General features: G+C 73.0%; 19 protein-coding genes. 9 read left to right on the forward strand and 10 right to left on the reverse strand.

What is annotated here, in order from left to right; genetic code table 11:
• Positions 1–28: 28 nt before the first annotated feature.
• Positions 29–958 carry a LysR family transcriptional regulator gene (locus tag E7Z53_RS03250; protein ID WP_176337142.1) on the reverse strand — a complete coding sequence of 310 codons (930 nt, stop codon included), beginning with the start codon at positions 956–958 and terminating at the stop codon, positions 29–31.
• Between the two features lie 205 nt (positions 959–1,163).
• Between E7Z53_RS03250 and E7Z53_RS03255 the strand changes: the two genes are divergently transcribed.
• The 3 genes from E7Z53_RS03255 (at position 1,164) to E7Z53_RS03265 (ending at position 4,221) form a co-directional block, all read left to right on the forward strand.
• Positions 1,164–2,027, forward strand: coding sequence for a hypothetical protein (locus tag E7Z53_RS03255; RefSeq protein WP_176337143.1), 864 nt, complete (start codon positions 1,164–1,166; stop codon positions 2,025–2,027).
• Between the two features lie 331 nt (positions 2,028–2,358).
• Complete coding sequence (locus tag E7Z53_RS03260; protein WP_176337144.1) at positions 2,359–3,729, forward strand: acetamidase/formamidase family protein; 1,371 nt, start codon at positions 2,359–2,361, stop codon at positions 3,727–3,729.
• Positions 3,730–3,762: 33 nt separating this feature from the next.
• Positions 3,763–4,221 carry a DoxX family protein gene (locus tag E7Z53_RS03265; RefSeq protein WP_176337145.1) on the forward strand — a complete coding sequence of 153 codons (459 nt, stop codon included), beginning with the start codon at positions 3,763–3,765 and terminating at the stop codon, positions 4,219–4,221.
• Here the strand turns inward: E7Z53_RS03265 and E7Z53_RS03270 are convergent.
• Together E7Z53_RS03270 and E7Z53_RS03275 are read right to left on the reverse strand one after the other, a co-directional pair.
• Positions 4,200–4,394 (reverse strand): hypothetical protein, encoded by a 195-nt coding sequence (locus E7Z53_RS03270; RefSeq protein ID WP_017831825.1) that lies wholly within the window; start codon positions 4,392–4,394, stop codon positions 4,200–4,202. The genes E7Z53_RS03265 and E7Z53_RS03270 overlap by 22 nt on opposite strands.
• A 74-nt stretch (positions 4,395–4,468) precedes the next feature.
• The gene (locus E7Z53_RS03275; protein ID WP_176337146.1) at positions 4,469–5,158 is read right to left on the reverse strand and encodes a hypothetical protein; all 690 of its coding nucleotides are present in this window, start codon (positions 5,156–5,158) and stop codon (positions 4,469–4,471) included.
• Positions 5,159–5,306: 148 nt separating this feature from the next.
• Between E7Z53_RS03275 and E7Z53_RS03280 the strand changes: the two genes are divergently transcribed.
• Entirely contained in the window at positions 5,307–5,858 is a 552-nt protein-coding gene (locus E7Z53_RS03280; protein WP_109269026.1) for a MarR family winged helix-turn-helix transcriptional regulator, read from the forward strand.
• Between the two features lie 123 nt (positions 5,859–5,981).
• On the opposite strand, the gene E7Z53_RS03285 is transcribed toward E7Z53_RS03280, so the two are convergent.
• From E7Z53_RS03285 to E7Z53_RS03295, 3 genes are all read right to left on the reverse strand, one after another.
• Positions 5,982–7,541: a CoA-acylating methylmalonate-semialdehyde dehydrogenase gene (locus E7Z53_RS03285; protein WP_217905342.1), complete on the reverse strand. Its 1,560-nt coding sequence runs from the start codon at positions 7,539–7,541 to the stop codon at positions 5,982–5,984.
• A gap of 35 nt (positions 7,542–7,576) precedes the next feature.
• Positions 7,577–8,497 carry a 3-hydroxyisobutyrate dehydrogenase gene (mmsB, locus tag E7Z53_RS03290; protein WP_176337147.1) on the reverse strand — a complete coding sequence of 307 codons (921 nt, stop codon included), beginning with the start codon at positions 8,495–8,497 and terminating at the stop codon, positions 7,577–7,579.
• A 121-nt stretch (positions 8,498–8,618) separates the two neighbouring features.
• Positions 8,619–10,016, reverse strand: coding sequence for an MFS transporter (locus tag E7Z53_RS03295; RefSeq protein ID WP_176337148.1), 1,398 nt, complete (start codon positions 10,014–10,016; stop codon positions 8,619–8,621).
• Between the two features lie 177 nt (positions 10,017–10,193).
• Between E7Z53_RS03295 and E7Z53_RS03300 the strand changes: the two genes are divergently transcribed.
• Entirely contained in the window at positions 10,194–11,108 is a 915-nt protein-coding gene (locus tag E7Z53_RS03300) for a LysR family transcriptional regulator (protein WP_176337149.1), read from the forward strand.
• Positions 11,109–11,141: 33 nt separating this feature from the next.
• On the opposite strand, the gene E7Z53_RS03305 is transcribed toward E7Z53_RS03300, so the two are convergent.
• Entirely contained in the window at positions 11,142–12,023 is an 882-nt protein-coding gene (locus E7Z53_RS03305; protein WP_176337150.1) for an NAD(P)-dependent oxidoreductase, read from the reverse strand.
• Positions 12,020–13,408 (reverse strand): four-carbon acid sugar kinase family protein, encoded by a 1,389-nt coding sequence (locus E7Z53_RS03310; RefSeq protein ID WP_176337151.1) that lies wholly within the window; start codon positions 13,406–13,408, stop codon positions 12,020–12,022. Before E7Z53_RS03310 ends, E7Z53_RS03305 begins: the two co-directional genes overlap by 4 nt.
• 257 nt (positions 13,409–13,665) lie before the next feature.
• On the opposite strand from E7Z53_RS03310, the gene E7Z53_RS03315 reads away from it, so the two are divergent.
• From E7Z53_RS03315 to E7Z53_RS03330, 4 genes are all read left to right on the forward strand, one after another.
• Positions 13,666–14,385 carry a FadR/GntR family transcriptional regulator gene (locus E7Z53_RS03315; RefSeq protein ID WP_176337152.1) on the forward strand — a complete coding sequence of 240 codons (720 nt, stop codon included), beginning with the start codon at positions 13,666–13,668 and terminating at the stop codon, positions 14,383–14,385.
• Between the two features lie 26 nt (positions 14,386–14,411).
• Entirely contained in the window at positions 14,412–15,272 is an 861-nt protein-coding gene (locus E7Z53_RS03320; protein ID WP_176337153.1) for a class II fructose-bisphosphate aldolase, read from the forward strand.
• A gap of 111 nt (positions 15,273–15,383) precedes the next feature.
• Positions 15,384–16,460, forward strand: a complete 1,077-nt coding sequence (locus E7Z53_RS03325) for an aldo/keto reductase (protein WP_176337154.1) — start codon at positions 15,384–15,386, stop codon at positions 16,458–16,460.
• A 91-nt stretch (positions 16,461–16,551) separates the two neighbouring features.
• The gene (locus E7Z53_RS03330; protein WP_176337155.1) at positions 16,552–17,556 is read left to right on the forward strand and encodes a CPBP family intramembrane glutamic endopeptidase; all 1,005 of its coding nucleotides are present in this window, start codon (positions 16,552–16,554) and stop codon (positions 17,554–17,556) included.
• Positions 17,557–17,636: 80 nt separating this feature from the next.
• Here the strand turns inward: E7Z53_RS03330 and E7Z53_RS03335 are convergent.
• Both E7Z53_RS03335 and E7Z53_RS03340 read right to left on the reverse strand, forming a co-directional pair.
• A protein-coding gene (locus E7Z53_RS03335) for an IS5 family transposase (protein WP_217905343.1) occupies positions 17,637–18,522 on the reverse strand; the annotation gives its coding sequence in 2 pieces (ribosomal slippage) (positions 17,637–18,158 and positions 18,160–18,522; 885 coding nt in all).
• 45 nt (positions 18,523–18,567) lie between these two features.
• Positions 18,568–18,867, reverse strand: a complete 300-nt coding sequence (locus E7Z53_RS03340; RefSeq protein ID WP_176337157.1) for a hypothetical protein — start codon at positions 18,865–18,867, stop codon at positions 18,568–18,570.
• Between the last annotated feature and the right edge of the window lie 64 nt (positions 18,868–18,931).

The raw sequence follows: 18,931 nt of genomic DNA on the forward strand, positions 1-18,931 counted from the left end.
GCACCCCCCCTCGGCGAGGGGGCGGGGGTCACGGAGTGCCGGTCGCCGGGGCGGGCAGCGGGCCCCCGGGCGCGGGGAACACCGTCTCGGAGATCTCGATGACGGACTGCAGCGCCGGGTTGGCGTCCCCGCGGCGCCACAGGAGGCGGACCTCGACCGGCTTCTGCTCCTGCGTCAGCGGCTTGTAGACCACGCCCCGGGACGGCACGTTGTCCCGGACGCTGGAGAGGATGAGGGAGATGCCCATCCCGGCGCCCACGAGGACCACGAGCGTCCAGGAGTCCGGGGCCACCTGGACGATGCGCGGGACGAACCCCGCGTTCATCGCCAGGGTGTTGAGCCGGTTGGGCAGCGTGGCCCCCGCCCCGCCGGGCAGCACGATCCACGCCTCCCCGGCGAGGTCCTCGACGTCGACCGTCTCGCGGACGGCCAGCGGGTGGCTCTCCGGGAGGGCGATGAGCAGCTCCTCGAGCGCGACCAGCCGGGAGCTGATCTCCGCGGGCAGGAAGTCCCACCGGCCGATCACGATGTCGAGGGAGTCGTCCAGGACCTTCTCCAGGCCCAGGTAGGAGAACTGCGAGCTGTAGAGCTCCAGGCTGATCCCGGGGCGACGGCGCCGGACCTGGCGCGCCAGCTCGCCCACCGCCTGGTTCACCGAGGCCCCGGCGAAGCCGAGCCGCACCCGCCCGGTCTCGCCCGCCTGGGACTTCCGGACCACGTCCTTCATGCGCTGCGCGAGCATCACCAGCTCCCGGGCCGGCTCGAGCAGGGCCTCGCCCTGCGGCGTCAGGGTCACGTGGCGGGTGTTGCGCTCGAACAGGGTGGCGCCCAGCTCGGACTCCAGCTGCCGGATCAGGCGGCTGAGGGGCGGCTGCGCCATGTGCAGGCGCTTTGCCGCGCGGCCGAAGTGCAGCTCCTCCGCGACGGCGAGGAACGCCTGGGCCTTGTGGACTTCCATCCGGCCAGACTAGGTCGTGCGCGAGGGGCAGCACGGGAGTGCCGGCGTCGCAATTGTCATTTGTGGGGCTTGCCCGCCCGTCCGTGGCATGCTTCGTCTCGTTATGAGGATCGTCATGCTCCGGAAACACGACGTGCCCGATGCAGTAACACGCACTTCCTACCGTCGGAGCTGAACCGCTCGCCCCGCCCCCAAGGAGCAGCCCATGACCGAGCACGCCGGACCAGGACCCGCGCCCGTGGTGCCGCACGCCCGGCGGCCGGTCCTCCGGGTGGTCGGCGGCACCGCTGCCGCCCCCGCCCGCCCCGAGCCCCTCCGCGCCGAGCCGGACCCCGAGGACGCCGCCCGGGCCCGCGCCGCGGCCGCGCGGGCCGCCCACCCCTCGTCCGGCCTGGGCGTCCCAGGCCTCCAGCGCCCGCAGCCGGGGGGTCCCGCGCAGGACGGACGCCCGGCGGCCGAGACCCCCGCGGCACCCCCGGCGGAGGAGGGGCACGACGTCCCCGCCCACGACGTCCCCGCCCTCGACGGGCTCGGCCCGCACGTGGTCACGGGCCCGGTGCTCCTGCCGGCGGCCCGCTCCGGAGACGCGCTCAAGGTCGAGGTGCTCCGGGTCGCGGACCCCGGCGCGTCCGGCGCTCCGCTCGGAACCGGGTGCACCGCCTACCTGCCGGTCCGTGCGGACGGGGCCGCCTTCTGCCCCCGGGAGCTCCACCGGGCCCTCGGCGCGGCCGGGCAGCCCCTGCGCGGCACCTTCCGGGTGACCGTGTGCCGGACCGGCGCCCAGGACGTGCCCGCCGTGGCGCACCGGCAGCCGTTCGCCGAGACCGACGAGCACTGGATCGTCGTCGGGCGCTCCGGGACGGAGGACGCCGACGAGCAGACGTTCTGCCTGACCGCGGCCATGCAGCAGGCCGTGCGGGCCGGGGTGGACTTCCTGGCCCGGGACCGCGGCATGGACCGGCCCATCGCCCACGCCTATCTCTCCAGCGCCGCGGAGTTCGCCGTCACCCGGCTGGAGGACAGCTCCGCGGGCGCCCACGGCCGGATCCGCAAGGCCGACTTCCGCTGAATCAGCACCTCGCCACGGGTTCCGCCGACCCGCCCCGATCGATGTGCATTCGTAACCGTCATATTTCGCATGGGACATGCCGGACCCCCCGGTAACCCCTACTGTGGGTGACGCAGGTCACGCGGGCGTCCGTGCGCGGTCCCGACAACGAGGTCGGGCTGTCGCCGCCGGTAGCACCACGGCCGGGGCGCCCGGTGACCTGTCCAACCCCCGCTCCCGCCCTCGGCGCTCGCCGTCACGGCCCGGAAACACGGGGACCCCGAACCGGAAACACGCTCTCCCTATGGTCGTAGGCGTTCGAGAAAGCCGCCCCTGACCGCAGGAGACACCCATGAGTGAGCACTTCGCCCGCCGCGCCGCCGACGAACTCCAGCGGGGTCTGGGGCGGCGCACCTTCTTCCGGGCGGCCACCGCCGTGGCCGCCGCCGGTGCGGTCACCGGCACCGGGGTCGGCGCGGTCTCCGCGGCCGTCCCGATGGGCGCCCAGCACCCGAAGGGCGGCCGCCCCGGCTTCCGGGGCTCCGTCCTGCAGCCCGGGAAGGGCAGGATCCCCGGGGACCACTACCTGCCCTCGGACGTGGACAGCGTGCTGTGGGGCTACGTCCCGTCCGTGGACGCCGAGCCCTCGCTGCGCATGCGCTCGGGGCGCACGGTCACCATCGACGCCGTCTCCCACGAGGGGATCCTCGAGGACCAGGGTCGGGACCCGGTGGAGTTCTTCGGCGCGCAGGGGGTCTCCCGCGCCCGGGTCCTGGACGACGCGGTGGAGATCGCCCGCGACTACGACCGCACCGAGCGGGACTTCGACCGGGACGGCCCGCACGTGGTGACCGGCCCGGTGTTCGTCGAGGAGGCGCGGCCCGGGGACGTCCTGAAGATCGAGACCCTGCACGCCGACCTGCGCGTGCCGTACGGTGTGGTCTCGAGCCGCCACGGCAAGGGCGCGCTGCCGGGCCCCGCCCGCGGCGGGCCGGTGGCCGACATCCTCGTCGAGGACGTGCTGCCGGCGGTGGGCACGGACGGCCGGTCCACGGGCAACCCGCAGGAGTACGGCAACGTCTCCACGTTCACCCCGGTGGAGCACGGTCAGGGCGTCATGGCCGGCGGGGCCGTGCGGTTCCCGCTGCGCCCGTTCATGGGCATGATGGGCGTCGCATACCAGCAGGGCTCCGGGCCCACCGACGACCTGCTCAACTCGATCCCGCCGACGCTGGGCGGCGGCAACATCGACATCCGCCACCTCGGCGTGGGCTCCACCTTCTACCTGCCCGTGCAGACGGACGGCGCCCTGTTCTACGTGGGGGACCCGCACATGGCCATGGGCGACGGCGAGGTGGCGCTCACCGCGATGGAGGGCTCGCTGCGCGGCACGTTCCGGCTCACGGTCTGCAAGGCCGGGGAGGGGGACGCGCCCTCCGTGGCCCACTCCTACCCGTTCGCGGAGACGGACGAGCACTGGATCCCGATCGGGCTCTCCGACCCGGACGGCGCGGCCGGCGGGGAGCAGAACTCCGATCTCGACGTGGCGATGCGCCGGGCCGTGCTCAACGCCCTCGACTTCCTCGAGCAGGACAAGGGCATGGAGCGCGCCGTGGCCTACGCCTACCTCTCGGCCGCCGCGGACTTCGCCATCTCCCAGGTGGTGGACCGCACCGTGGGGGTGCACGGGCTGATCCGCAAGGCGGACTTCGACCGCGCCTGAGCCCGCCCTGCCGATCTGCGTTAATCTGCGGGCATGACCTCCTCCGCCCGGCCGGCAGCACCGGCCGCCTCCCTGCCGCGCACGATCGCCCGGGTGCTCCTCGGGCTCGTCCTGCTCGGCGCCGGGATCAGCCACCTCACGGTGGCCCGCCAGGAGTTCACGGCCCAGGTGCCCGAGTGGCTGCCCGTGCCCGACGACGCCGTGGTGCTCGGCTCCGGGGTGGCGGAGATCGTCCTCGGCGCCGCGCTGGTGGTCCTGCCCCGGCGGCGGGTGCTGCTCGGGTGGCTCGCCGCGGCGTTCTTCGTGGCCGTGTTCCCGGGCAACGTCTCGCAGTACCTCACGCGCACGGACGCCTTCGGCCTGGACACCGACCGCGCCCGGGCCTTGCGGCTGCTGTTCCAGCCGCTCCTCGTGCTGTGGGCCCTGTGGTCCACCGGGGCGTGGCGGTCGTGGCGCCGCTCGCGCCGGGATCAGTCCCGGCGGTCGGCGTAGCGCTCGGCCCAGCGGTCCCGCACGCGCCGGTACAGGGTGAACGTCCCGAGGTAGGCGAGGGCCGCGAGCACCACGACGGGCAGCCACTCCTGGGCGTCCACGGTGGTCAGCAGCGCCCCGGCCGAGGTCAGCACCAGGGCCAGGACGAGCAGGGTCGCGACGATCGACTTCACGGGCGTCCTTCCGGGGCGCGGCGGCGTTGCGGGGCCCTTCCAGCGTAGCGGCCCGGCACGCGCGGCCAGGAGGCTCAGCAGGCCTCGGCGAGCGCGCGGCCGGTCCCGTCCGCGGGAGAGGTCGCCGGAGAGTTCGCGGAGGAGTTCGCGCGGGCGTCGGCGGGGATGTCGCCCAGGTGCAGCAGGTCCACCACGTCCGCCTCGTCGAGGGCCGCCTCGCGGGCCAGGAGGGTGATCGGCACGCCGTGGCGCACGGCCAGGCGGAGCTCGTCGCGCAGGGACTCGAGGGCCTGGTCCAGCCGCCAGCGCTCGGCCTCGAGACCGGCCTCGAAGGCGCACAGGCGCCGGGCCTGCTCCTGGGCGTCCGGGGCGGCGAGGGGCCCGGCGTCCGCCAGGGCCTGGTCGAAGGACCACTCGGCGTTCTCGACCCGTCCGGCCGCGGCGAGGACCCTCCGGGTGAAGAACGGGCGGAACAGCATCGTTTCGCCGTCGGGGACGATCGAGGGCACCGTGCCTCCGGGGGCCGACGTCTCCTGCAGGAAGCCGCAGGCGCAGGCGTGCACCCGGCGGCCGTCGATCGCCGCCTGCGCCACGGCGTGGTTGACGTGGTCCTGCACCTCGGCGAAGTCCAGGGTGCGCACCGGCATGGGCTCGCCGCAGTGCACGGGGGCGGCGGGAACCGCCCCGGGGTCGTTCCGGACCGCCCGGAGGGGGGAGTGCTCTGTCGTCTCGACGGTGGATCCGGGGTGCAGCTGCTGGCTCATCTTCCGACCTCTTCCTCACGTACCCTGCGGTGTTCCTCTGCGACGGCGTGCGCTCCCTCACAGGACCACACGATCCCATCGAACAGCAGTATTACTAGATTGTCTAGTTATCAGTTCATCTGATTTGTAGATCACCTACACTGGACGCATGACCGCACATCCCCGCACCTCGTCCGGCTACTGGTACGCCGCCGAGGGCGACCGTCCTCCGGCCGTGCAGGTGCTCGAGGCCCTGCGGGCCTACCGGGCGGCCGAGTCCGCCATGCGGCTGCGCACCCGCGACTCCATGGGCATGGGGGAGAAGGACGTGCTGGCCCTGCGCTACCTGCTGGAGGCGGACCGCGCCGGGACCCCCATGAGCCCCCGGGACCTGGCGAGCAAGCTGGGCATCTCCTCGGCCTCCACCACCACGCTGCTGGACCGGCTCTCCCGCAGCGGCCACGTGGCCCGCCGCCCCCACCCCACGGACCGGCGGGCGCTGGTGATCGTGGCCACCCAGGAGGCCGACTGCGAGGTCCGCTCCACCCTCGGTGCCATGCACGAGCGGATGCTCCGTGCCGCCCGGGATCTGTCCGCCGAGGAGGCCGCCACCGTGACCGCCTTCCTGCACGCGATGGCCGAGGCGGTCGAGGCCGTCGACGAGCGGCAGCTCCACGAGCACGTCGAGGACTGCCGGCACCCCGGACCCGGGGGCGCCTGAGCCGGCGCCCGCAACATCGGCGACGGCCTCAAGAACTGACCGGGCCACGACGACGCCGGTCCCCGCCCTCCGAACCGAGGGCGGGGACCGGCGTCGTCGTGGCCGGGACCCCCGGCGGGCCCGTCAGTGGGTCGGGAAGCCCATGTTGATCTGGGACTCCGAGGGCTCGGGCCAGCGCGTGGTCACGAGCTTGCGGCGGGTGTAGAAGTTGAACGCCTCCGGCCCGTACATGTGGGTGTCGCCGAACAGGGAGTTCTTCCAGCCGCCGAACGAGAACGCGCCGATCGGCACCGGGATGGGGACGTTGACCCCGACCATGCCGACCTCGATCTCGAACTCGAACTGCCGGGCCGTCTTGCCGTCGCGGGTGAATACTGCCACCCCGTTGGCGAACTGGTTGGTGTTGATCAGCCGCACGGCCTCCTCGTAGGTGTCCACCCGCACCACGGACAGGACGGGTCCGAAGATCTCCTCGTCGTAGGCCTTCATCCCCGGCTTCACGTGGTCCAGCAGCGAGACGCCGGTGAAGAACCCCTCGCCGTCGAACTCCTGCTGCGTGCCGTCGACGACGACGGTCGCCCCCTCGGCCTCCGCCCCGGTCACGTAGCCGTTGACCCGGTCCAGGGCCGCCCTCGTGATGAGCGGGCCCATCTCGGAGGCCGGGTCGGTGCCGTCCCCGATGGTCAGCTTCGCGATCCGCTCCTTCAGCCGCTCGATCAGCGGGTCGGCCACGTCCCCCACGGTGACGAGCACCGAGACCGCCATGCAGCGCTCCCCGGCGGAGCCGTAGGCGGCCGAGATCGCGGCGTCGGCTGCCCCGTCCAGGTCGGCGTCCGGCATGACCACCATGTGGTTCTTCGCCCCGCCCAGGGCCTGGACGCGCTTGCCGTGCTGCGCCGAGGTCTCGTAGATGTACCGGGCGATGGGGGTGGAGCCCACGAAGGACACGGCCTTGACCAGCGGGTTCGTCAGCAGCTCGTCCACGGCCTCCTTGTCCCCGTGCACCACGTTGAGCACCCCCGGGGGCAGCCCGGCCTCGGCGAAGGCCTCGGCGATCCACACCGCCGCCGAGGGGTCCCGCTCGGAGGGCTTGAGGATCACGGTGTTCCCGGCGGCGATCGCGGTGGTGATCATCCACAGCGGGACCATGGCGGGGAAGTTGAACGGGGTGATGCAGGCGACCACGCCCACCGGCTGGCGGGTCTGGTGCACGTCCACCCCGGTGGCGGCCTGCTCGAGGAACTCCCCCTTCATGTGGTGCATCAGTCCCGCGCAGAACTGCACGTTCTCCAGCCCGCGGGCGACCTCGCCGGCCGCGTCCGAGAGGACCTTGCCGTGCTCGGCGGTGATGATGGCGGCCAGCTCCGGGGTGCGCTCCCGGATGATGTTCTCGACCTTGAACATGATCGCCGAGCGCTTCGACAGTCCGGTGGCCCGCCATCCGGGCAGGGCGAGCTCGGCGGCCTCCACCGCGGTGGCGACGTCCTCGGCGGAGGCCAGCAGCACCTGCTTGGCCACCTGCCCGGTCGCGGGGTTGTAGACGTCCGCGGTGCGCCCGGGCCCGCCGTGGCGCTTCCCGTCGATGAAGTGCTCGATGACCGCGCCGGTGGTCCCGGGGTCCTGGGCGCCCCGCTCGGCGTCCTGCTGCGCGCGGGCCTCGGCGTCCTGCTTGGTGTTCTGCATGGTGTCCTCCTCGGTCGTGGTGGTCTCTGCGCCGTTCAGGCCTTGTCCGGGTCCCAGCCCGGGATCTTCCCGTCCGGCGCGGCGTACTTGGTGATGAGGGAGCAGTCCTTGTCCCCGAGCCCCTCGTCGATGAGCTGCTGCAGCCTCTCCGCCACGAGCTCCGCGGCGGGCAGCTCCACGCCGGTCTGCTCGCCCGCCATGAGCGCCAGGCCGGCGTCCTTGGCGGCGAGGGCGGCGCTGAAGGTGGCCTCGAAGTTCTTGTTCGCCGCGGCGGAGTCCACGATGCCGGGCACGGGGTACCAGGTCTGCAGCGCCCAGGAGTTGCCCGAGGACACCGAGGCGATGTCCCAGAACACCTGCGGGTCCAGGCCCAGCCGGTCGGCGAGCACGGAGCCCTCGGCGCAGGCCTCGAGGCAGATGAACAGCATCATGTTGTTGACGATCTTGGCGGCCTGGCCCGTGCCGGCGTGGCCCGTGGCCACGATCTTGCGGGCCATGGGCTCGATGAACGTCCGGGCCTGCTCCACGACGTCGGGCTTCCCGCCGACCATGAAGGTCAGGGTGGCCGCGGCCGCGCCGCTGATCCCGCCGGAGACCGGCGCGTCCACGAAGCGGAAGCCGGCGTCCTCGGCGGCCCGGTGGAGCTCCTCCGCGGTCTCCACGTCGATGGTGGAGCTGTCGATGAGCAGCGCGTCCTTCGGGGCGAGCGCGATCACGCCGCTGTCGCCGAGGTAGACGGCGCGGGCGTGCTCGCCCTTGGGCAGCATCGTGAACACGACGTCGGCGCCCTGGAGGGCCTCCTCCAGCGTGTCGAAGGTCTGCACGCCGCGGTCGCGGGCGGCCGCCATGGCGTCGGCGCTGACGTCGTGGCCGCGGACGTCGTGGCCCGCCCTGGCGAGGTTGGCGGACATCGGGTTGCCCATGTGGCCGAGGCCGATCCAGGTGATGGTGGTCATCGGGGAGTCCCTTCTGCAAGGTGTCGAGGGTGTCGGGAGCTGGGGGTCGTGCACAGCGCGCCCAGCGGCGGACCGGGGGACCGGTCCGCCGCTGGGCGCGGGTGGGTGCGGAGGTCGGGGATCAGGAGGTCCGGTCCTCGGCGGACTTCTCCTCGGCGAGCCGGCGCCGGTCCTCGGCGTCGATGTCCTGCAGGGAGATGCCCTTGGTCTCGCGCAGCGTCCACACCGCGAAGAGGGTGATGAGGCAGGCGATGGCGATGTAGATCGCGATCGGCACCCAGGAGTTGAACTCGCGCAGCAGGGCGGTGGCGATGATCGGGGCCAGCGAGCCGGCCACGATCGAGGTCACCTGGTAGCCCAGGGAGACGCCCGAGTAGCGCATCCGGGTGGGGAACATCTCGGCCATGATGGCCGGCTGCCCGGCGTACATGAGCGCGTGGATCATCAGGCCGATGGTGATGGCCGCCAGGATGATGAAGCTGTTGTCCGTGTTGAACATCGGGAACGCGATGAACGCCCAGAACGCCCCCAGGACGGCGCCGGCCGCGTACATCGGGCGGCGGCCCACCTTGTCGGTGGCCCGGCCGACGAGCGGCACGCAGATCGCGTGGATCACGTGGGCGATCAGCAGCAGGAGCAGGATCCGGCTGGTGTCCACGTCCCGCTGGGTCGACAGGTAGGTGATCGAGAAGGTGACCACCACGTAGTAGAGGATGTTCTCCGCGAAGCGCAGGCCCATGGCGCCGAAGACGCCGCGGGGGTAGCGGCGGAAGACCTCGCCCACGCCGTAGGCGGCCGACTTCTTCTCGACGACCTCCTGCTGGGCCTCCTTGAAGATCGCGGCGTCCGTCACGTGGGTGCGGATGTAGTAGCCGATGGCCACGATGACGACCGAGAGCCAGAAGCCCACGCGCCAGCCCCAGGCGAGGAAGGCCTCCTCGGAGAGGGTGAAGGACAGGGAGAGCAGCACGATGGTGGCCAGCAGGTTGCCCAGCGGCACGGCGGCCTGCGGCCAGCTGGACCAGAAGCCGCGCTCCTTGTTCGGGGAGTGCTCGGCGACGAGCAGGACGGCCCCGCCCCACTCACCGCCCACGGCGAAGCCCTGCACGAAGCGCAGGACCACGAGCATGGCCGCGGCCCAGTACCCGATCTGGTCGTAGCCGGGCAGGCAGCCCATCAGGAAGGTGGCGGCGCCGACCATCACGATCGAGATCTGCAACAGGTGCTTGCGCCCGTACTTGTCGCCGAAGTGGCCGAAGACGATGCCGCCCAGCGGGCGGGCGATGAAGCCGACCGCGTAGATCAGGAACGCCTTGAGGATGCCGTCCAGCGGGTTGCCGGTGTCCACGAAGAAGAGCTGGCCGAAGACCAGGGTGGACGCGGTGGCGAAGAGGAAGAACTCGTACCACTCCACGACCGTGCCGGCCATCGAGGCCGCCACGACCTTCTTCAGCCCGCCCCGGTTCTCGGGGGAGTCGTTCGGGTCCGCCGACGCGGCGACCCTGTCCTCGGTGCTCATGTGGTTCTCCTCCTGCTGGGGAAACGGTGACGGTGGTCACAATGTTTGCCTACAGTGTGCGGATATGTGGTGCGCTTCACAATGACCATGCGCTCGCGGCGCCTGTGCAAAAATGCACATGCCGCCCGGACGTGTGCGTTCCCCCGGGCCGGTCCAGCCCCCGGGAGGAGAAGCCCCTTGTCGCACGGTGCCGACGACCTCCTGCTGCTGCTCGCGGTGGTCCGCCACGGCTCCTACGCCGGCGCCGCCGCGGACCTCGGGCTCAGTCACACGACCGTGTCGCGGCGGATGGCGGCGCTCGAGAAGACCGTGGGCGCCCGGCTGCTCGTGCGCACCGGGGAGATGTGGGAGCCCAGCGAGCTGGGCCGGAAGTTCGTGGCCGCCGGCGAGGAGATCGAGGCGGCGCTGGGCTCCCTCCCGCTCGGCGCGGGCGGGCGCGGCAGCACCGTCAACGGCGTGGTGCGGGCGCTGGCCCCGGACGGCTTCGGCGGCGTGGTGATGGGCGCGGCCATGCGGCGGCTCATCGAGGAGCACCCCGGGGTGCGGCTGGAGATGATCAACGCGGCACGGCGGGCGCAGACGAATCCGGTGGGCATCGACCTGGAGGTGGTCGTCGGGCGTCCGGAGGTCTCCCGCAAGGAGGCCTTCCACCTGGCCGACTACTCGCTGGGCGTCTACGCCTCCCGGAACTACCTGGCCGCCCACCCGGCCATCCGTACGCCCGACCAGGTGCAGGAGCACCCGCTCATCTACTTCGTGGACTCCATGCAGGACGTCGCGGAGCTGGACATCCCGCGCCGGCGGTTCCCGCGGATGCGCCAGGGCGTGGGCGCGACGTCCTCCGTGGTGCACGTGGAGCTCACCCGGGCGGGCGCCGGGGTCGGGCTGCTGCCCTGCTATCTCGCCGAGCGGGCCGGGGACCTGGTCCGGCTCTTCCCCCAGGAGCTGTGGTTCCCCGTGGAGTACTGGGTGGTCTCCCGCGCCGACCTGCTGCGCCGGCCCGCCGTGCGGGCGGTCATGACCGCGATCCGCGCGGCCGTGACCGACATGAAGGACGAGCTCATCGCCGCCCCGGCGGCGGGCGCGGACTGAACCGCGCCGCCCGCCGTCCCCGCGGAGCGCGCCCTACCGGGAGCGGAGGATGTCGAAGACCGAGGAGTCGTCGTGCCGGCCGTGGCCCTCGCGGCGGCCGCGCACGTAGAGCTGCTCGGCCGCCGAGGCCAGCGGCACCGGCTGGGCGACCGCCCGGGCGGCGTCCGTGACCAGGCCCATGTCCTTGACGAAGATGTCCAGGGCGGAGCGGACCTCGGCCTGCTCGCCCTGCAGCATCCGCGGCCCGCGGTCCTCGAACATGAAGGACGTGGCGGCCCCGGTCGAGAGGACCTCCAGGCACTGCGCCGGGTCCAGGCCCATGGAGTCCGCCAGGGCCAGCGCCTCGCCCGCCACGGCGATGTGCACCCCGCACAGCAGCTGGTTGACCACCTTGAACCGCTGCCCGTCGCCCACCCGGGGGCCGACGAGCGGGGCGTTGGCGGCCATCGCGTCCAGCAGCGGCCGGACCGCGGCGACGTCCTCGTCCGCGCCGCCGACCATCACGAGCAGGTCCCCGGTGGCGGCGCGCGCCGTGCCGCCGGACACCGGGGCGTCGACGACCCGCCGGACACCGCGGCCCTCGAGGCCCTGCACGGCGGACTCCACGGCCTGGGGGCCGACGGTCGCCATCACGAGCAGGACCGTGTCCGGGTCCAGGGCGTCGGCGATGCCGCGCTCGCCGAACAGGACGTCGTGCAGCTGCGCCCCGGTCGCGACCATGACGACGACGACGTCCGCGCCGGCCGCCGCCTCCCGGGGGTCGGCCAGCAGCTCCAGGGCGTCGCCCACCACCTCCCCGGCGCGGGGGGAGACGTCGAAGCCGCGGACGGGGAAGCCGGCGCGGGCCAGGGTGAGGGCCATGGGGGCGCCCATGGCGCCCAGTCCCAGGAAGCCGACGGACAGGGGTGTGCTCATGACGGGTTCTCCTGGGAGTCAGAGGTGCGGGTGTGTGCGGCGGCCCGGTCGAGGACCTCCACGACGTCGGCGAGGGCGCTCTCGGTGCCCACGTTGCCGGGGAAGACCACGTAGGGCCCGCCCCGGGTGGTGTCCGGGGCGTCGGTGGGCTGGAACATGGAGATCTGGCCGGGGAAGAACTGGCCGGCCACGGTGGCCCGGCGGATGCCGAGACCGCGGTGGGCCACCTCGTGGGAGGTGATCCCGCCCTTGGCCACGACCCACGCCGGGCGGGCCTGCGCCACCCCGTGCACGACCTCCACGAGCGCGTCGGAGACCGAGCGGGCGATGGCCAGCGACTCGTCGGGGTCGTCCGTGCGCACGAGCTCGCGGCTGGTCCACACGACCGCGTCGCTGGTCCGCAGCGCCTCGGTGATCCGCTCGACGGCGTCGGCCACGTAGCCGGGGCGGGCGTCGTCGTCGAGCAGGGTGGGCACGTGGAGCTCCACCTCGAAGAGGTCGCGGCGGGTCCGCAGCTCGGCGAGCTGGCGGTTGGTGAGCCCCACGTGGGAGCCGACCGCCACGAGTCCGTGCGGCAGCCGCCCGGGGCCCACCACGATGTCCTCCGGGCCGAGCTCGCGCGAGCCGGTCAGCCCGGCCAGGGGGCGCACGAAGGACGGGCCGCACCGGGTGACGAACGTGCGGCCCTCGGCCTCGAGGACGGCCAGGGCCTGCGCCACGGTGTCGAGGTCCGCGTACTCCGTGGCGTTGACGACCACCCAGGCCCGGTCCCGGGCCCGGCGCAGGATGCCGGCGACCGCGTCCACGCCCCCGGAGCGGATGTCCGTCAGGCCGATGGAGAGGATCGCGTCCCGGTCCAGCGTCCCGCCGGAGCGCTCCACGAGGAAGTCCTTGAGGTCGGAGGAGGAGTAGCCGAAGGTGGCGTCCGCGGCGAAGTCGGTCTCCCCCACGGGCATGGGGCGGCCCTGCAGGACCGCGTAGTGGACGTCGTCCTCGGTGTAGCGGCCGGCCTCGAGCATGGCCGGGGCGAGGAGGAACCCGTCGACGGCCACCCCGTGCCGGGCGAGGACGTCGGCGAGGGCCGTCGGCTCGGCGATGACGTGCCCGCGCAGCGTGGAGTCGCTGCGGGAGACGAGGTGGGGCAGGGGCAGGTGCTCGGCGGCGAGGGCCTCCAGCACCGCGGAGACGAGCTCGGTGTTGATCGCCACGGCCTCGGCCTCGGGCCGGGCCCGGCTGTTGGTGAGCACGAAGCAGGTGCGCCCGGGGTGCCGGACGACGTCCAGCACGGGGGCGGGGTCGAGCTCGAGGACGACGTCGACGTCGTGGACGCACTGGGAGCCGGTCGGGTCGTCGTCGAGCACGAGCAGGGTCCGGGGAACGGTCATGCGGGGACTTCCTCTCGGGGAGCGGTCAGGACGGTCCTCAGGTCCCGGTCGGTTCCAAACCGACACTCCACCTGTAAGATGTCAGACATGCTATGTGTCGTGTGACACGTGGTCAACGGCAGGGATGCCGCGCGCGGCGGGGGAGTCGTCCCTCGGCAGCTCGGACATCTGACATTCGCTGGTTGATAGGATCCCCTGTCACGGGCGGAGCGCGCAGGAGCTGCCCTTCGCCGTCCACCTCACCGCAGAGGAGCACCATGGCCCGCCCGTCCCTGGTCGACCAGGTCGCCGACGCCCTCCTCGACCGGATCGTCGCCGGGGACCTCCCCCCGGGCTCGGTGGTGCCGGGTGAGATCGACCTCAGCGCGGAGCACCAGGTCAGCCGCATGACGGTGCGGGAGGCGGTCAAGACCCTGGGCGCCCAGCGCATCCTCCGCGTGGAGCGCGGACGCGGGACCTTCGTGAACCCCGTGTCCCAGTGGGCGTCCCTGGACGCGGTCATCCGGGCGGTCTCCGAGGGGCAGGACGACGCGGCGGCCGCCGTGCAGCTGATCGAGCTGCGCCGCTTCCTGGAGGCCGGCGCCTGCGAGCTGGCGGCCGGACGGCTGTCCGCCGCCGAGCTGGCCGGGCTGGCCCGGGACGCCGACGCCATGGAGGACGCCCACCGCGCCCAGGACGTGGCGGCCTTCGTGCGCGCCGACCTGCGCTTCCACGAGCGCATCCTGCAGGCCTCCGGCAACGTGTTCATCGCCGTCCTGTTCGCACCGCTGCACCGGGTGCTGGAGGAGCGGCGGGCCCAGACCTCCCGGGTGCCCGAGATCCAGGCCCACGCCATCGCCGAGCACCGCAGGATCGTCGCCGCCCTGGGCTCCGCCGACCCGGTGCGGGCCCGCCAGGCCATGGACGAGCACATGCAGCAGACGCTCGCCGACCTGAAGACCTACGTGCTCGGGGACCTCTCCCCGGCCGACCGCTGAACGACACCTGACGAAGGACTGTGCCCGTGCGCGCCAACCTGCTCGACGTCGTCACCTCCGCCCTCGACGCCCGCACCGCCGTGCCGGCGCTGAGCACCTACGACTTCACCACGGCCCAGGCCGTGGTGGCCGCCAGCGAGCGCGCGGACCGCCCCGTGATCCTCCTGGTCCCGCCGAAGGCGGCCGCCGGGAGCGGGGGCCGGCGCCTCGTCACCGCCCTGCGCCACCTGGCCGACGACGCCGCCACCCCCGTGTGCGTGCAGCTGGACCACGCCGTCGACCTGGGGCTCGTCGAGCAGGCCGTGGCGGCCGGTGCCGACGCCGTCCTGGCCGACGGCTCCGCCCTGCCCCACGCCGAGAACGCCGCGTTCGTCGCCCGCGCCCGCGAGCTGGCGGGCCCCGACGTGGTGGTCGAGGCGGAGCTCGGCAGCCTCCCCGGCGACGAGGACACGGCCCGGACCTCCGCGGCCGGCGCCATGACCGACCCCGGTGCGGTCCCCGGCTTCCTGGCCGCGTCCGGGGCGGACCTGCTGGCCGTGAACGTGGGCAACGTGCACGGGCACTACCAGGGCACCCCGCGCCTGCACTGGAGCCTCCTCGAGCAGATCTGCGAGGCCGCCGACCGGACCCCCCTCGTGCTGCACGGCGCCTCCGGGATCCCCGAGACCATGCTGGTCCGCGCGCCCCTGGCGGGCATCGGCAAGATCAACATCAACACCGAGCTGCGCGCGGCGGTCCTCGCCGCCCTGGCGGACCGGCTCGAGGAGCGCCGGCACCAGGGCCTGGACCTCTGGGCGCTCCTGGGCGACTGGACCGGGACGGTGCGCGAGTTCACGGCGCTGGCCCACGGGCTGACCACCGCCGAGGCCCGGTCCAGGAATTCCTGAGCACCAGTCCGTCGTTGTGCCACACCGTGCCCCGGGGCCCGGCCCGCCGACCGTCTCCGGAGCACCGGCAGGCACCACCAGCACCGATCACGACCAGAGGAGTTCCCCCCCATGGAGTACACCCGACTCGGCAGTTCCGGCCTCTACGTCTCCCGGCTGGCCCTGGGCACCATCCCCTTCGGCTCCGGCGGAGGGTTCGAGAAGATCGCGGGCCTCGGCCCGGACGAGGCCCGCCGCCAGGTCGACGAGGCCCTGGACCGCGGCGTGAACTTCATCGACACCGCCAACCTGTACTCCGCCGGGGACTCGGAGCGCGTCCTGGGCGAGATCCTGGGGAGCCGGCGGGACGACGTCGTCCTCACCTCCAAGGCGCGGACCCCCACCGGGGACGGCCCGAACGACGGCGGCGCGAGCCGCCTCCACCTCACCCGCGCGGTCGAGGACAGCCTCGAGCGGCTGCGGACCGACCACCTGGACCTGCTCTACATCCACCAGTGGGACGGGCAGACCCCGATCACCGAGACCATTGCCACCGCCGACGAGCTGATCCGGGCCGGGAAGATCCGGTACTGGGGCGTGTCCAACTACAACGGGTGGCAGCTGGCCAAGACGGTCTACGAGGCCCGGGCGGCGGGGCTGCAGGGCCCGATCGCGCACCAGGCGTACTACACGCCGGAGGCCCGGGAGATCGAGTACGAGATCGTCCCGGCCGCCCGGGACCTCGGGATCGCGACCTTCGGCTGGAGCCCGCTGGGCGAGGGGCTGCTCAACGGCAGGGTCCGCCGCGGCGCCGAGACCCCGGCCGACACCCGCCAGGGCACCGGCTGGCCGGAGCCCCACGTGGTGGACCGGGACCGCGCCTACGACCTGATCGAGCTCTTCGGCGAGATCGCCGGGGAGCTCGGCTGGACGATCCCCCAGGTGGTGATCTCCTGGATCCTGGGCCGCCCGGGCATCGACGGCACCGTGATCGCCGCGCGGAGGTTCGAGCACCTCACGGAGGACCTCGACGCCGCCGAGCTGACGCTGCCGCAGGAGGCCCGGGACCGCATCACCACGGCGTCGCAGCTGCCCGCCTACTACCCGCTCTGGCACCGGCTGCTCAACGGCCAGGACCGGCCCGAGCCCGCGGAGGCGGAGTTCTACGCCGAGCAGCGGGGCCACGTCTTCGGGGAGGAGCAGGCCTGATCCCGGGGCGCCCCCCGTCCACGGCGATGGACCCACCGGCCTCCACCTCGGGGTGGATTCCCTGGGACGGCCCGAGAACTACCCTGTGGACATGACCTCGTACCCTCCGCCCCGGCCGGCGCCCTGGCAGACCGGTGCCCCGTCCGCGGACGCCCACCGGCACGGCGGACCCCCGCGCCCCGGCGGTCCGACGACGACGGCGCCGCTCACCCACTCGGAGTTCTACCGGACGCCCCGCAACCGCTGGTGGAAGGGCCTCGTCAGCATCCTGACCGTGAGTGCGGCGATCCTGCTGATCTCGGTCGTGGTGTCCTTCGGGGCCGTGGCGATCGAGCTCCTGCGGGGCACCATGAGCACGGACGAGCTCGCGAGCGGACAGATCGGGATGACCCCGGTGCTGCTGCTGGCCACCAACCTGGCGCTGATCGCCTCGGCCGCCGTCGCGGTGGTCCTGCACCGGTACCTGCACCGGCAGCCGGTCGGCACCCTGCACGCGGTGGAGGGTCGCTTCCGGTGGGGCTGGCTGGGGCGGGCCGCCGTCGTCGTCCTCCCCCTGTTCGTGGCCTACGCGGCGGTGGTGGCGCTCCTCGAGGCCCCGGGGCCGCTGGCCCTGGACGCGACCGCGTGGGCCTTCCTCGCGATCGTCCTGCTCACCACGCCCCTGCAGGCGGCGGCCGAGGAGTACATGTTCCGCGGGGTGATCCAGCGCGCGGCGGGCTCGTGGGTCTCCGGGGCGGTCCCGTCCCTCGTGCTCGGCACCCTCGTGAGCGCGGCCACCTTCTCGCTCGCGCACTTCGCCTCGGACGGGTGGCTCATCGCGTACTACTTCGTCTTCGGGGTCGCGATGTCGCTGCTGACCCACTTCACGGGCGGGCTCGAGGCGGCCGCGCTCGTGCACGCCGCGAACAACGTGGTGCTTTTCCTCGTCTCCACGCTCACGGGGCAGATGAGCGAGGCGGTCGACCGCTCCGCCGGCGTGGGCGGGCCGTTCATACTGGCGCCGATGCTCGTCATCGCCGCCGTCGCGGCCGTCCTGATCCTGCTCGGCCGGCGGCGGGGACTGCAGCGCCGGGCAGTGCCGCCCGCGACCGCCTGAGACCCTCCCACCGGCCGTGGCAGAGCAGGACCGGTGGGTGAGGCCCACCGGTCCCGGTGAGGGGACTAGGACATGTCTCCTTATAGGTCGTGGAGCCAGAGGGTGACCGCGCGCAGCACGACTGCGCCCCGGTAGGTGATCGCCAGCTTGTCGTAGCGGGTGGCCAGTGCGCGCCAGTGCTTGGTGATGTTGAAGGAGCGTTCGACGACGTTGCGGCCCTTGTAGTCCTCGGCGTCGAAGTTCGGGGGTCGTCCGCCGGCGCACCCGCGTCGTCGGCGGTGGGCGGCCTGGTCGTCCTTCTCCGGGATCACCGCGGTGATGCCCCGGGACCGCAGGTGCTCGCGGATGGCCCGGGAGGAGTATGCCTTGTCCCCGCGCAGCTTCTGCGGGCGGGTCCGGGGCCGGCCGGGCCCACCCCGGTGCACCTTCAGGTGGGCCATGAGGGGGGCGAACATCGGGGCGTCCCCGCCCTGGCCCGGTCCCACCAGCACCACCATCGGCCGCCCGGCCCCGTCGACCAGGGCGTGGACCTTGGTGGAGAGCCCTCCGCGGGAGCGGCCCACGGCGTGGTCAGCGGGCTCGAGCAGCGGATTCGTGTAGTTCGGCCGGTCCCCCTGTGTGGCGGGAGAGGTTGGTGGCGTGCTGGTGGGCGCGGTTGATGGTGGAGTCCGCCGACACCGCCCAGTCGATCAGCGCCATCTTCTCGGCTTCGCCCAGCAGCGCGGCCAGGACCTTGTCCCAGGTCCCGTCCGCGCTGTAGCGGCGGTGGCGTTTCCACACCGTCTGCCAGGGCCCGAACTGCTCGGGCAGATCACGCCAGGGGATCCCGCACCGGTAGCGGTAGATGATCCCCTCGATCACCGTGCGCCCCTCCCGGAACGGCCGGCCGCGCTTTCCCGCCGAGGACGGCAGCAGCGGCTCGATCAGTTCCCACTGGTCATCGGTCAGCACAGCAGTACGCGACATGCCTCCAGCGTCTCAGAACCGCTGACCTGATTAAATAGACATGCCCTAGAGCTCGCGGTCCTCCACGACGTCGAGGTCGTGGAACACGGGCTCCCCGTCCATGAGCTCGCGCATCCTCCCGGCGTACTCCTGGGTCTGCGGGAGCTCGGAGTTCTCCATGGCGGACTCGTAGGAGTCGAAGGAGACGATCTCGTAGTAGCGGCTCGGGTCCTTGCGGTCTCGCGTCAGCAGGACGCGGCGGGCCGTGCGCGTCCCCTGCGAGGCCTGCTCCCACTCCGCGACGACCCCGGCCACCTCCTCCGGCTTCGAGGTGGTGTATTCGATCAGCTGGATGAAGGCCATCATGCACGCTCCTTGGAATGCGACCCCCCCCGGGGCCACCAGTCTAGGCCGGGGCGGGCGGGCCACC

The sequence above is a fragment of the Kocuria salina genome (genome assembly GCF_013368965.1).
GTDB classification, from domain to species: domain Bacteria; phylum Actinomycetota; class Actinomycetes; order Actinomycetales; family Micrococcaceae; genus Kocuria; species Kocuria rosea.